The 12309-nt window shown below is 70.7% G+C and carries 12 protein-coding genes; 9 read left to right on the top strand and 3 right to left on the bottom strand.

What is annotated here, in order from left to right; translation table 11 throughout:
* Window positions 1–12 precede the first annotated feature (12 nt).
* Window positions 13–1362, top strand: coding sequence for an MFS transporter (locus NNW99_RS02525; protein ID WP_215116945.1), 1350 nt, complete (start codon window positions 13–15; stop codon window positions 1360–1362).
* Between the two features lie 39 nt (window positions 1363–1401).
* Window positions 1402–2970: a PucR family transcriptional regulator gene (locus NNW99_RS02520; protein WP_255986473.1), complete on the top strand. Its 1569-nt coding sequence runs from the start codon at window positions 1402–1404 to the stop codon at window positions 2968–2970.
* Between the two features lie 44 nt (window positions 2971–3014).
* Here the strand turns inward: NNW99_RS02520 and NNW99_RS02515 are convergent, their stop codons facing one another.
* Window positions 3015–4013 carry a D-glycerate dehydrogenase gene (locus tag NNW99_RS02515; RefSeq protein WP_215116943.1) on the bottom strand — a complete coding sequence of 333 codons (999 nt, stop codon included), beginning with the start codon at window positions 4011–4013 and terminating at the stop codon, window positions 3015–3017.
* Window positions 4014–4104: 91 nt separating this feature from the next.
* Complete coding sequence (gene nac, locus NNW99_RS02510; protein WP_215116942.1) at window positions 4105–5022, bottom strand: nitrogen assimilation transcriptional regulator NAC; 918 nt, start codon at window positions 5020–5022, stop codon at window positions 4105–4107.
* Between the two features lie 256 nt (window positions 5023–5278).
* Here nac and NNW99_RS02505 point away from each other — a divergent pair, with 256 nt between their 5' ends.
* The 7 genes from NNW99_RS02505 to NNW99_RS02475 all read left to right on the top strand — a co-directional run bounded on the left by NNW99_RS02505 (window position 5279) and on the right by NNW99_RS02475 (window position 11828).
* Window positions 5279–6061, top strand: coding sequence for a LamB/YcsF family protein (locus NNW99_RS02505; RefSeq protein ID WP_215116941.1), 783 nt, complete (start codon window positions 5279–5281; stop codon window positions 6059–6061).
* Window position 6062: 1 nt separating this feature from the next.
* Window positions 6063–6776: an allophanate hydrolase subunit 1 gene (locus tag NNW99_RS02500; protein WP_215116940.1), complete on the top strand. Its 714-nt coding sequence runs from the start codon at window positions 6063–6065 to the stop codon at window positions 6774–6776.
* Window positions 6769–7755: a biotin-dependent carboxyltransferase family protein gene (locus NNW99_RS02495; RefSeq protein WP_215116939.1), complete on the top strand. Its 987-nt coding sequence runs from the start codon at window positions 6769–6771 to the stop codon at window positions 7753–7755. Before NNW99_RS02500 ends, NNW99_RS02495 begins: the two co-directional genes overlap by 8 nt.
* A gap of 96 nt (window positions 7756–7851) precedes the next feature.
* Entirely contained in the window at window positions 7852–9162 is a 1311-nt protein-coding gene (locus NNW99_RS02490) for an MFS transporter (RefSeq protein ID WP_215116938.1), read from the top strand.
* A 35-nt stretch (window positions 9163–9197) separates the two neighbouring features.
* Window positions 9198–9941 (top strand): SDR family oxidoreductase, encoded by a 744-nt coding sequence (locus tag NNW99_RS02485; RefSeq protein ID WP_215116937.1) that lies wholly within the window; start codon window positions 9198–9200, stop codon window positions 9939–9941.
* A 4-nt stretch (window positions 9942–9945) separates the two neighbouring features.
* Window positions 9946–11157, top strand: a complete 1212-nt coding sequence (locus NNW99_RS02480) for an aspartate transaminase (RefSeq protein ID WP_215116936.1) — start codon at window positions 9946–9948, stop codon at window positions 11155–11157.
* Complete coding sequence (locus NNW99_RS02475; protein ID WP_215116935.1) at window positions 11154–11828, top strand: 4-carboxy-4-hydroxy-2-oxoadipate aldolase/oxaloacetate decarboxylase; 675 nt, start codon at window positions 11154–11156, stop codon at window positions 11826–11828. Before NNW99_RS02480 ends, NNW99_RS02475 begins: the two co-directional genes overlap by 4 nt.
* A gap of 15 nt (window positions 11829–11843) precedes the next feature.
* Here NNW99_RS02475 and NNW99_RS02470 read toward each other — a convergent pair whose 3' ends face one another.
* Window positions 11844–12299: an ATP-binding protein gene (locus tag NNW99_RS02470; RefSeq protein ID WP_215116934.1), complete on the bottom strand. Its 456-nt coding sequence runs from the start codon at window positions 12297–12299 to the stop codon at window positions 11844–11846.
* Window positions 12300–12309 lie beyond the last annotated feature (10 nt).

The following is a 12309-nucleotide window of genomic DNA, read 5'->3' as shown; positions in this document are numbered from 1 at the left end:
AGGCGCTCCACCATGACAACCACCCTGGACGACGTTCCCGTCAATCGGTTCCATCGACGCCTGGTCGCGGTGGCGATGGGCGGTCCGTTCTGCGACGGCTATCTGCTCGGCATCATCGCCATCGCGCTGAGCCAGATCACCCCTCAGCTCCAGCTCGGTTCCGTGTGGTCAGGACTGCTCGCCAGTTCCGCCCTGATCGGGGTGTTCGTCGGGGCGCTGGTCTTCGGCGCCATCACCGACCGGGTCGGACGACGGCTGATGTACGTCCTCAACCTCGTGGTGTTCGTCGCCGCGTCGATCCCGCAGTTCTTCGTGAACGAGGCCTGGCAGCTCTTCGTCCTGCGCCTGATCATCGGGATCGCCGTCGGCGCCGACTACCCGATCGCCTCGGCCCTCACCGCCGAACTGGTCCCCAGGAAACTGCGGGGCAGCGCGTTGTCCGGGCTGGTGCTGTCGTGGTGGATCGGCTACGGCGCGAGCTACTGGATCGGGCTGGCCCTGATGGGCGTCGGCGACGACGCGTGGCGCTGGATGCTGGCCTCCGGGGCGGTTCCGGCGGCGATCTTCCTGGCCATGCGGGCCGGACTCCCGGAATCACCGCGCTGGCTGGCCAGCCGGGGCCGGGTGGACGAGGCGACCGCGATCGTACGGCGCTACATCGGACCCGACGTCCGGGTCGACGAACTCGTCGAGGAGAGCAGGGTGCCCCGGCGCACCGGCTCGGGCCTGGGCAACATCGGCGAGGTGTTCCGCCGCGGCTACACGAAACAGGTGGTGTTCTGCTCGACGTTCTTCCTGTGCCAGGTGGCGACGGGCTACGCGATCCGGACCTTCCAGCCGCAGATCCTCACGTCGATGGGCGTCGGCAACGCCACGACCAGCGCGGCCGTCATGATGCTCATCCCGATCCTGGGCGTGTCGACCGGACTGTTCCTGGTCAACCGGGTCGGCAGGAGGCCGCTGCTGATCGGCAGCTTCGTCGCGATCTTCGTCTCGCTGTTCTGTCTCGCGGTGCTGCCGCTGCACCTCGCCCTGCCGATCATCGTGCTGTTCCTGGTCTTCCACTTCGCCGAGGCAGCCGGAAGCGCCCTGCAGTTCCTCTATCCCAGTGAGCTCTTCCCCACCGATCTGCGGGCGACCGGGGTCGGCTTCGCCTCCGCCATGAGCCGTATCGGATCGGCCGGCGGCACGTTCTGTCTGCCGCTGCTCATCGCCGGGGTGGGCAACTCAGGAACGCTGCTGATCGGAGCGGGCATCACCCTCGTCGGCCTGGTGGTCTCACTGGCCCTGGCCCCGGAGACGAAGGACCGCCCCCTCACCTCCACGACCAAGACCGAGGCCGTGCCGGTCCGGCAGCCGTGACCCATTGCGTGGTGGCTCGAAAGCATGCAAGTTGTCAGGGTGAGCGACGGCGGGACAGTGACGGTGGCCGAGGTACTGGCCCTTCCGGTGCTGGTCCGCGGACTGCCGAAGGTCCTCGCGGGGCAGGACCGGCTGGACCGGCCCGTGCGCTGGGTGCATGTCACCGAGTGGGAGCACCCGGCGTCGGCCCTGCGGGGCGGCGAGCTGGTGCTGACCACCGGGTTCGGCTTCCCCAACCGGCTGGAGGAGTGGGCCGCCGAATTCGCGGACATCGGTGCCGCCGCCCTGGTGCTGGAACTCGGCCGCCGCTTCCAGGAAGCGCCGTATGAACTGGTCGCCGCGTGCCGGGCGCGGGGCGTGCCGCTGATCGTGCTGCAGCGCGGGATCAAGTTCGTCGACGTCACCCAGGAAGTGCACGCGATGATCCTGACCGGCCAGGTCCGCACCCTCCGGGCCGCGCAGCACGTCCACGACACCTTTACCGCGCTCTCCCTGCGCGGAGCCGGCGCCGACGAGGTCGTCCGGGCCGCCGCCACGATGACCGGCCGGGCCGTCGTCCTGGAGAACCTGGCCCACCAGGCCCTGATCTGCGCGCCCGGCGAAGCCATGGTGGAGGACGCGCTCAACCGGTGGGAGGAGCGCTCCCGGGCCACTCCCTCGCCCACCGAACGCACCGAGGTGTGCGGCCAGGAGGGCTGGCTGGTCACCTCCGTGGAGTTCCGCGGACAGCGCTGGGGACGACTGGCCATGCTCCCCGGATGCACCGCCGAGCAGCGGTTCCACACCGACCATGTGATGGTCCTGGAGCGGGCGGCCATCGCCCTCACCCTGTCCCGGCTCACCCATGAGACGCGCTGGGAGGAACAGGCCCAACGGGACGCGCTGCTCGACGTCCTGGAGCAGCGGCACCTGTCCTGGCGCGACACCCGGACGAAGATCACCGCGCTCGGCGTGCCCACCCATGGGCGCAGACTCGCCGTCGTGCTGGTCTGCGCCGCCGACCGCGACGCCCTCCTCGACAAGCTGCGCGCACGGCTGGAGGGCAGCGCCCTCGTGGGAGACCTGGGCGAGCGCGGCATCGGGTTGCTCCTGGCCTACCGGGAGCCGGGCGGCTGGCGTCCGCTGGCCACCGACATCAGCGAACTCGCCGGCGCACCCGTCTACGTCGGTGCCGAGGTGGGCGAACTGTCCGAGGTGGCCCGCTCCGCCGCCGAGGCGGAACAGGTCGCCGACGCCGTGCCGCCCGTCGGCCCGGCGGCCGTCCACACCATCGCCGACATCGGCCTGCCCCAGCTCTTCTACTCCCTGCGCGACGACCCCCGGATCCAGGCCTACGCCGAACGCCAACTGTCCGCGCTGCTCGCCCACGACCAGGACCACGGCACGGACCTGCTGACCACCCTGCGCCACTACCTCGCCTCCGCCGGTAACAAGTCGATCGCGGCCCGGCGCAGCCACCTGTCACGCCAGGCGCTCTACCAACGCCTGCACCTCATCGAGGACATCCTGCGTGCGGACCTCGAATCCGGCGACTGCCGGGCGCAGTTGCATGTCGCCATCGCGGCCCTGGACGCGCAACGGTCACGACATCGGCCGGGCCGGGCGTGATCCTCAGAGCCGGTGTGAGCGGTCCGGAGGCGTGAGGATTCCGCTCAGCGTGATGCCGCCTCCGTCGAGGACGGCACCGCCAGGCTGCCCGGCAGCGGCGTCCGCGCGGGGCGTTCGGCCAGGACGTCGAGGATGTTGTCCACCGCCAGATCGACCATGGCGGCCCGGGTGGCTTCGGTGGCCGAGCCGATGTGGGGGAGCGTGACCACGTTGGGCTCGGCGACCAGCGGAGACAACTCCGGTCCCATCGGCTCGCGTTCGAAGACGTCGAGTCCGGCGGAGTGCAGCCGCCCCTCACGGACGGCGTGCAGCAGGGCCTCCTCGTCTACGACACCGCCGCGGGCGGTGCTGACCAGCGTGGCCGTGGGCTTCATCGCGGCCAGTTCGGGGGCCGAGATCAGATGCCGTGTCTCCTCGGTGAGCGGCACGTGCAGCGACACGACGTCGGACTCGGCGAGCAGCGTGGCCAGATCGACCGAGGTGGAGAGGTCGTCGTCGGGCGCGTAGGGGTCGTGGTGGATCACGCGCATGCCGAATCCGTGGGCCCGGCGGGCCACCGCGCGGCCGATCTGGCCGTAGCCGACCAGACCGAGGGTGGCTCCGTGGATGTCCAGGCCGAGGTAGTCGTGCATCCGGAACAGACCCCAGGAGCCCGACGCCAGGCTCGCTCCGGCGGCGCCGATCCGTCGGCGGGCGGCGAGGATCAGGGCGAAGGTGAGGTCGGCGGTGGTCTCCGCGAGCACCCGTGGGGTGTGCGTGACGACGATGCCGCGCTCGGCGGCGGCGTTCCGGTCGACGTTGTCGAAGCCCATGCTCGCCAGCGCGACGACCCGCAGGGAGGGGCCGGCGGCGTCCATCAGCGCGCCGTCCACCGGGTCGTTGCCCAGAGCGAGGACGGCGCTGACTCCGGGAGCGAGCGCCGCGAGGTCCGAGGGGCCGGGCTTGCCGTCGCCCGGCCACGCCACCAATTCCGCTGCCCCGGCCAAACGGTCCAGGCCGTTGCCGGGCAGGTTTTCACGGGTGGTGAGCACACGCTTCTTCATTCATGTCTCCAGGGCAGCGATTTTCGCAGAAAGCTAGCCGCGACTGCCACCGGAAACAAATAGAGGTTCCGTGTGACGCTATTGCGTTTCCTTATCCTTCGTGCGGTGTCTCGTCAAAGGCCGTGATGAGTTCCAGGAACAGATCGTGCACCGCCAGGGCGGGTTCCGAGAGGGGTTGGTTGTCCGAGGTCACCAGGGACAGCTTCACCTGGATCACGGGATGCACGATGCGCCGCACCGACAATGAGCGGACATCGAGAATGGCCCGCGCGGCCGACCAGGGCAGGACGGTGGCGCCGAGGCCCGCGTCCACGGCGTTGACGAGCGTCAGCGCCGACTCGACCTCGCCCGCCACGTTCGGCAGGAGCGAGGCCTGCTGGAAAGCCGCGTCCACCACCTGCCGGATCGTGTGGATACGGCTGGGCAGCAGCAGCGGCACGTCCTTGAGCTCGTCCAGATCCACTTCACCCGCCTTGTGCGGGGCCGTGTCCCCGGGCGCGCCGATCAGGAACAGGTCCTCCGTCCGCAACGGCTCGAACTGCACACCCCGCAGCGGGCCGGCCCCGTAGATGAACGCCATGTCCATCCGCCCGGTCATGATGGCCTCGCTGATCACACCGCCGAAGTTCTCGTTGATGTGCAGCAGGATGTCCGGATAGCGCTCACGCACGCTCTTCAGCAGCGGCAGCGCGAGCGCCGCGCCCAGGCTGTACGGCGCGAGACCCACGGACACGCTGCCGGCGGGAGCCCGGCCGGAGACCTCCACGGCGGCGTGCGCGAGGTCCACCTGCCTCAGGATCAGCTGGGCGTGCCGGTACAGCGCCCGGCCCGCCTCGGTCGGGGCCACCCCGCGTTTGCTGCGGATCAGCAACTGCTGCCCGAACTGCGCCTCCAGCGCGGACAACTGCTGGCTGAGCGCGGGCTGCGCGATGTGCAGGATGTCCGCCGCGCGCGTGATGCTCCCCGCGTCAATGATCTTGATGAACGAGTACAGACGCCTGGTGTCCATGCGGGGCCTTCCACGGGGAGCGGAGCCTCATCGTAGGGAGGGGCCACCTCCCAGCACACCCCCGAGAGGGGCCTGGGGTGTGAGGCAGGTCATAACGGTTCGCGATAACGCCAGATCGAACGCATATTGGCGGTCGAGCGAGCAGGGGATTAAGTTGAGCGGAACATCCAGCCCGGATGGTTCTCGGGAAATCACCACCACGTGATGGCATTCCCCTCCTCGCATTGTCCTTCCCCATATTCTCCCGGAGGACTTCATGACCCCCATGGTTGATCTCGTCGCCGATCTCGGCGAGGGATTCGGCGCCTACACAATGGGCGACGACGAAGCGCTCCTGGAAATGCTGACATCCGCCAATGTCGCCTGCGGATTCCACGCCGGTGATCCGCGCATCATGGACGCCACCGTCCGGACCTGCGTGGAGAACCGGGTCGCCGTGGGCGCCCACCCGAGCTTTCCCGACCTGGTCGGCTTCGGCCGCCGCGCCATGGACCTCACGCCCGAGGAGGTCCGCACCGACGTGCTGTACCAGATCGGCGCCCTCCAGGCCTTCGCTGTCGCGCACGGCACCCGGGTGCAGCACGTCGCCCCGCACGGACGCCTGGGCAACCTGGTCGCCGTCCGCGCCGACTACGCCCGCGCCGTCGTGGACGCCGTCGCCTCCCTCGACGAGTCGCTGATCGTCCTCGCGCAGGACGGCGAACTCGCCGATGCCGCCCGGGCCCGCGGACTGCGCGTGGGCATCGTCGGCATCGCCGACCGCGCCTACCGCGACGACGGCACCCTCGTCCCCCGCTCGGAGCCCGGAGCGGTCGTCCACGACCCGGACGAGGTGGCCCGGCGGACCCTGCGCATGGTCACCGAGGGAGTCATCCGCAGCGCCGGGGGCAAGGACATCCCGGTCGCCTGCGACACCGTCCTGCTGCACGGCGACAGCCCCGGCGCGATCGCCCTGGCCGGCCGCATCCGCCGCGAACTCCTCGCCGCCGGTGTCGAGATCACCTCGCTCGACAAGGTGCTGAGCGGGACGGGCTCCTGACATGAACGCCAACATCACGATCACGGACTGCGGCGACTCCGCCCTGACCGCGAGGGCCGTTGGCCTGGACGCCGAGGACGCCTGGCGGCTCGTCCACGCCTTGGCTGACGCCCTGGACGCCGTCCGGCTCCCCGGAGTCCACGACGTGGTGCCCACCTACGACGCCCTGCTCGTGGAGTTCGACTCCACCGGCACCGACCACGACACCGTCCGGCGGATCGTGGCGCACGAGGCCGCCCGCCTCGGACCGGACCCCGCACCGGCAGCGCCGCCCCGACGCTTCGTCGTACCCGTCGTCTACGGCGGCGAGCACGGGCCCGACCTGCCCGAGGTCGCCCGCCAGCTCGGCCTGACCGAGAGCGAGGTCGTCGCCCTGCACTCCGGGAGCGACCTCACCGTGCGCTGCCTCGGAGCGCCCGCCGGAGCACCGATGACGGACGGCCCGCCCTTCCCGAAACCCGTGCCGAGGCTGGCGTCGCCCCGCACCCACGTCGACCCGGGCGCGGTCGCCGTCGCCGGGCGGCAGGCCGTCATCTGCCCGATGCCCTCGCCCGGCGGCTGGCCGCTCCTCGGACGCACCCCCGTGCGCGTCCTCGACCTGCACAGTGACCCGATCACCGCCTACCGGCCCGGGGACACCTTCCGCTTCGTCCCCATCACCCCCGACGAGTGGGACGACCACGCCGGCACCTCCCTGGCGGCCTGCCATGGCTGACACCCTCACGATCCGCACCCCGGGCATCGCCACCGTGCAGGACCTCGGCCGGGTCGGCCGCTCCCGCTACGGTCTGCCCGCCGGGGGAGCCGCCGACCAGCACTCGGCGCGCGTCGCCAACGTCCTGTGCGGCAACGACGACCGCGCCCCCCTGCTGGAGATCACGGCCTTCGACTTCGCGTGCGTGCCCTCCGCCGACATCCTCGTCGCCGTCACCGGCGCCCCCGCCGACGTGACCGTCGACGGCAGTGCCCGCTCCCAGTGGGAACCGGTCTCCGTGTGCGCGGGCGAGACCCTCCGTGTCTCCGGCATCCGACGGGGACTGCGCGTCTACCTGGCCGTGCTCGGCTCGTTCGAGGCCGACTACCTTCAGGGCAGCTGCGCCCCCGACACCATCCTGGGCTTCGGCCCCGCCCTGCGCGCCGGCGACGAACTCGTGCTGCGCGCGGCCTGCCCGCCCCTGGACCACCCCTACTCACGGATCCCGCTGTTCCGTCTGCACGCTCCCGTCCCCCCGTTCCCCACCAGTTGGACGATCGACGTCACCGACGGCCCCGACCGGGCCGAGTTCGGCGACACCGCAAGCCGGCTGTTCGAGGCTCCCTTCACCGTCAGCCCGCGCAGCAACCACATCGGCCTGCGACTGCAGGGCGAGGTGCCCCGCCGCGTCACCCAGGGCGAGATCCTCTCCCGCGGGGTCCCCATCGGCGCCGTCGAAGTGCCGGCGGGCGACGAACTTCTCGTGCTGCACCGCGGCCGCGGCGTCACGGCCGGCTACCCCGTCCTGGCCGTCGTCACCGCCACCGGCCTGTCCTCCCTCGGGCAGGTGCGCCCCGGGCAGACCATCCGCTTCCGGCACCGCACCCTCGACCAGGCGGTCACCGCCCACCGCGCCCAGCGGGGCGCCGTCGACGCCCTGCGCACCCGCGTCCGCACCGCCTTCGACGCCCTGCGCATCCGCGCCCCCGACACGGCCTGACCGACCGGCCACGTCCCCAACGTCCCCCCTCGCCCGCCCGCACGGAGCCCCACGCCCCTCGCCTCGTCCCCAGCCCGCCGCAAGACAGGAGACGCCATGACCACCATGGCCGCTCAGCCCGTCCCCAACACCGTCGACCCGAGAACAGCCCGGAAGGTCACCCTCGCGGGATGCGTCGGCATCTTCGCCGAGCTCTACGACAACGGCATCTTCGGCTTCATGGCCGGCACGCTCGCCGCCGTCTTCTTCCCCGGCTCCGACGACGCCGTCATGCTCGTCTTCCTCGGGTACGCCGTCTCCTTCTTCTTCCGCCCCCTCGGCGGCATCATCTGCGGCCATCTCGGCGACCGCATCGGACGCCAGCGGATGCTGGTCTTCGTCATCCTGCTCATCAGCGTCGCCACCGCGGCCATCGGCCTGCTGCCCACCTACGCGAGCATCGGCATCGCCGCACCGGTCCTGCTGATCCTGCTGCGCGTCGCCCAGGGCTTCTCCGTCGGCGGCGAGGCCTCGGGCGCGATGAGCTTCCTCGCCGAGCACGCCCCGGAGGGCAAGCGCGGCCTCTACACCAGCTACGCGCAGATCGCCTCCTTCCTCTCCCTGCTCACCGGCACGCTGGTCGCCGCCGGCATGACCAGCGGACTCGGCGACGAGCGCATGGAGTCCTGGGGCTGGCGCATACCGTTCCTGCTCGCCGTGCCGCTCGGCATCACCGGCATCTACATCCGCAAGCGCATCAGCGACACGCCCAACTTCAACCGCCTGAAGGAAGAGGGAGGCCTCTCCAAGAACCCCCTGAAGGAGGCGTTCACCTCCGCCGAGCACCGCCGCGCCATGCTGCTGGCCCTGTTCATCCCCCTGATGAACGGCTCCGGGTACTACGTCCTGTTCAGCTACATGCCCACCTTCATGAGCAGCGAGCTCGACTTCGGCAAGGTCCAGGGGCTGCTCGTCACCGCCTCCAGTCTGGTCGCGATCTGTATCGCCATCCCCTACATGGGCCGTCTCTCCGACCGGATCGGACGCAAGAAGGTCATCGCCGGCTCGGCGATCGCCATGGCCGTCGTCGGCATTCCCTGTTACCTGCTGATCGGCACCGGCAACCTCGCCCTCGCCGTCGTCGGCGCCTGTGTCATGGCCGTCGTGTTCGCCGGGCACACCGGCGTCATCCACATCCTGCTCGTCGAACTGTTCCCCACCCGGGTGCGCTACTCCGCCTACGGCCTGGGCTACAACGTCTCCTCCGCGCTGTTCGGCGGCACGGCCCCGCTGCTGATGACCTACCTCATCGCCCAGACGGGCAACGTCAACATGCCGGCCTTCTACGCCGTCGTCACCGCCCTCGGCACCCTCATCGCCGTGTCCCGGGTGAAGGACCGCGCCCACCTGCCCCTGCGCGACGCCTGAACACCCTTTCCCTCAACTTCTAGGAGCACAGCAGCATGCCCATCTCCGACTACAGGACGGCCCTCGTCACCGGAGCGTCGACCGGCATCGGAGCCGTGGTCGTCGAGCGACTCGCCAAGCACGGCCTCGAGGTGCACGCGGTGGCGCGCAACGCCGAACGGCTCGACGCCCTCGCCCGCGACACCGGTTGCGTCCCGCACGCCGTCGACATCACCGACACCGAGGCCCTCACCGCCGAGCTGGCCGGCCTGGACATCGACATCCTTGTCAACAACGCGGGTGTCTCACGCACCGGCAACATCCTGACCGCCGACGAGTTCGCCGTGGACGAGCAGGTCGCCGTCAACATCCAGGCCGTCCTGCACCTGGTGCGCCTGATCATGCCCGGCATGGTCGAGCGCGACCTCGGCCACATCGTCAACATCAGCTCCATCGCCGGCGTCTACAACTTCGGCGGCAACACCATCTACCACGCCACGAAGGCCGCCGTGCACACCCTCTCCCGCCAGCTCCGGGTCGACGGCTACGGCCGCCGGGTCCGCGTCACCGAGATCTGCCCGGGGCGCGTGGAGACGGAGATCTTCGGCCGGCTCCTCGGCGACATGGAGGAGGCCCAGCGGCGGTTCTACGACGGCTACGAGTCCCTCAAGCCCGAGGACATCGCCGACTCCATCGAGTTCGCCGTCGACTCGCCCCGGCACGTCAACATCGGCCACATCGAGATCCTGCCCACCTTCCAGGTCCCCGGCGGCCTCAACTTCGAGCGCAGGGAGGGCTGATCCCATGGACACGGCAGAGCGGGTACGCCGTATCAAGCCCTCGCCCAGCACGGCCGCCGCCCAGCGCGTACGCGAACTGAAGAGCCAGGGCCACACCATCCTCGACCTGACCGTGGGCGAGCCCGACTTCGACACCCCCGACCACGTCAAGGCCGCCGCGATCGAGGCCATCGAGGCGGGCGAGACCAAGTACACGCCCGTGAACGGCACACCGGCCCTGCGCGCCGCGATCACCGGCAAGCTCCACGAGCGCCACGGGCTGGAGTGCGACGACGCGCGGATCGCGGTCGGCGGCGGAGCCAAGCAGGTCATCTTCCTCGCCCTGATGGCCACCCTGGACGAAGGGGACGAGGTCATCGTCCCCGCCCCGTACTGGGTGTCCTATCCGGACATGGTCCGCGCCAACGACGGCACCCCGGTCATCGTGGACTGCCCCGAGACGGACGGCTTCAAGCTCACCCCGGAGCGGCTCGGGGCGGCCATCACCGACCGCACCCGCTGGGTCGTCCTCAACACCCCCGGCAACCCGACCGGCTCCGCCTACACCCCCACCGAACTGCGGGCACTCGCCCAGGTGTTGCTGGACCATCCGCGGGTGCGCGTCCTCACCGACGAGATCTACGACGAGATCTGGTACCGCGAGGAGGACGCCCCGTCGCTCGCCGCCGTCGAACCCCGTCTGGCCGAGCGGGTGTTCCTCACCAACGGCGTCTCCAAGACGTACGCGATGACCGGCTGGCGGATCGGCTACGGCGTGGGCCCGGCGGACCTGGTGACCGCGATCAACACACTGCAGTCCCAGACCTCCTCCTGCCCCTCCTCCGTGAGCCAGGCCGCCGCCGCTGCCGCCCTCACCGGACCGCAGGACTTCGTCCGGGAGACCGTGAGCGTCTACCGCGCACGCCGCGACGCCACCGTGAAGCTCATCAACGACATTCCCGGTCTCAGCTGCACCGTCCCCGACGGCGGCTTCTACCTCCTGGTCAACTGCCAGGGCGCGATCGGGAAGTTCACCCCGTCGGGAAGCCGGATCGAGAGCGACGAGGACTTCGCCCGCCACCTCCTCGACAGCGGGCAGGTGGCGGTCATCCACGGAGCCGCGTACGGCGCGCCCGGCTACTTCCGCATCTCCTTCGCCACGTCGACGGACGTGCTCACCGAGGCCTGCGCCCGCATCGCCACCGCCTGCACCACTCTGTCCGAGAGGCCGTCATGATCCGCGTCAGCACCAAGTTCGACCGCCCCGCCCCGGAACTCGTCGAACGCCTCGCCGCCTACTCCTCGGCCACCCTCCACGAAGCCCAGGGCAGGCTGGGCGCCCTCGACTCGACCCTCAAGCCGGTCGACCACCGCATGTCCCTCTGCGGCCCCGCCTTCACGGTCCAGTGCGCGCCCCGCGACAACCTGATGCTGCAGACCGCCATCGCCTACGCCCGCCCCGGGGACGTCATCGTCGTCTCCGCCGGCGCCTACGAGGAGGCCGGCTCCTTCGGGGACGTCCTCGCCAACGCCTGCCAGTCCAAGGGGCTCGGCGGGCTGATCACCGACACGGGCGTGCGGGACACCGAGGACCTGCGCGCCCTGGGATTCCCCGTCTTCTCCCGCAGCATCTCCATCAAGGGCACGGTCAAGGAGACCGTCGGGCCGATGTGCGAGCCGGTCACCGTCGGCGGCGTGCTCGTCCGCCCCGGCGATGTGATGCGGGCCGACGCCGACGGCGTGGTCGTCGTACGCCGTGAGGACGCCGCCGAGGTGGCCGCCGCCTCGCAGCAGCGGGTCGACACCGAGGCGGACTACATCGCCGCGTACCGCGCGGGCCGGACCGTCATCGACATCTGCGGGCTCGAGCCGCTGCTCGCGGCGAAGGGGCTGGTGATCGAGGAGTAGCGAGGGGCGTGCCGGTCAGGGCCTCGTGTCGGTCAGGGAGATACGGGCGGTGATGCGCTTGCCGACCGGCTGCCGCTCGATGTCGAGGCCCTCGGCGACGGCCTTGACGATCTCCAGTCCGTGCTGTCCGACACGGTCGGGGTCGGCGGCCCGGGCCGCGGGCACGGCCGGGTCGCTGTCCCACACCACGACCTCCACCGCCGCTCCCGAGACGCGCAGCTCCATGAGGACGGGACCCGGGGCGTACTTGCGGGAGTTGGTGACCAGCTCACTGACGACGAGCTGGGTCAGGTCCATGGCGCGCGGGGAGACCTCCAGCTCGTGCTCGTCCCGGAGCCGGATGAGGAAGTCGGCCGCGTGATGACGGGCCTGCGCGATGCAGCCGTCGTCCCCGCCCAGGGCGTAGCCGACCTGCGTCGGTCGGGCGCCGGGCTCGGTACGTTCCCCGTCGGGTTGCGGCTCCAACAGCATCGTCCTTCTA

Source organism: Streptomyces sp. CRCS-T-1 (assembly GCF_024442335.1).
Classification (GTDB): domain Bacteria; phylum Actinomycetota; class Actinomycetes; order Streptomycetales; family Streptomycetaceae; genus Streptomyces; species Streptomyces koelreuteriae.
This window is presented reverse-complemented; position numbering and strand designations above follow the sequence as displayed.

Bases quoted from the DNA above. Each gene is read 5' to 3' on its own strand.
- NNW99_RS02525 (WP_215116945.1), top strand. From the start codon at position 13: ATGACAACCACCCTGGACGACGTTCCCGTCAATCGGTTCCATCGACGC.
- NNW99_RS02515 (WP_215116943.1), bottom strand. From the start codon at position 4,013: ATGAAGAAGCGTGTGCTCACCACCCGTGAAAACCTGCCCGGCAACGGC.
- nac (WP_215116942.1), bottom strand. From the start codon at position 5,022: ATGGACACCAGGCGTCTGTACTCGTTCATCAAGATCATTGACGCGGGG.
- NNW99_RS02505 (WP_215116941.1), top strand. From the start codon at position 5,279: ATGACCCCCATGGTTGATCTCGTCGCCGATCTCGGCGAGGGATTCGGC.
- NNW99_RS02500 (WP_215116940.1), top strand. From the start codon at position 6,063: ATGAACGCCAACATCACGATCACGGACTGCGGCGACTCCGCCCTGACC.
- NNW99_RS02495 (WP_215116939.1), top strand. From the start codon at position 6,769: ATGGCTGACACCCTCACGATCCGCACCCCGGGCATCGCCACCGTGCAG.
- NNW99_RS02490 (WP_215116938.1), top strand. From the start codon at position 7,852: ATGACCACCATGGCCGCTCAGCCCGTCCCCAACACCGTCGACCCGAGA.
- NNW99_RS02485 (WP_215116937.1), top strand. From the start codon at position 9,198: ATGCCCATCTCCGACTACAGGACGGCCCTCGTCACCGGAGCGTCGACC.
- NNW99_RS02480 (WP_215116936.1), top strand. From the start codon at position 9,946: ATGGACACGGCAGAGCGGGTACGCCGTATCAAGCCCTCGCCCAGCACG.
- NNW99_RS02475 (WP_215116935.1), top strand. From the start codon at position 11,154: ATGATCCGCGTCAGCACCAAGTTCGACCGCCCCGCCCCGGAACTCGTC.
- NNW99_RS02470 (WP_215116934.1), bottom strand. From the start codon at position 12,299: ATGCTGTTGGAGCCGCAACCCGACGGGGAACGTACCGAGCCCGGCGCC.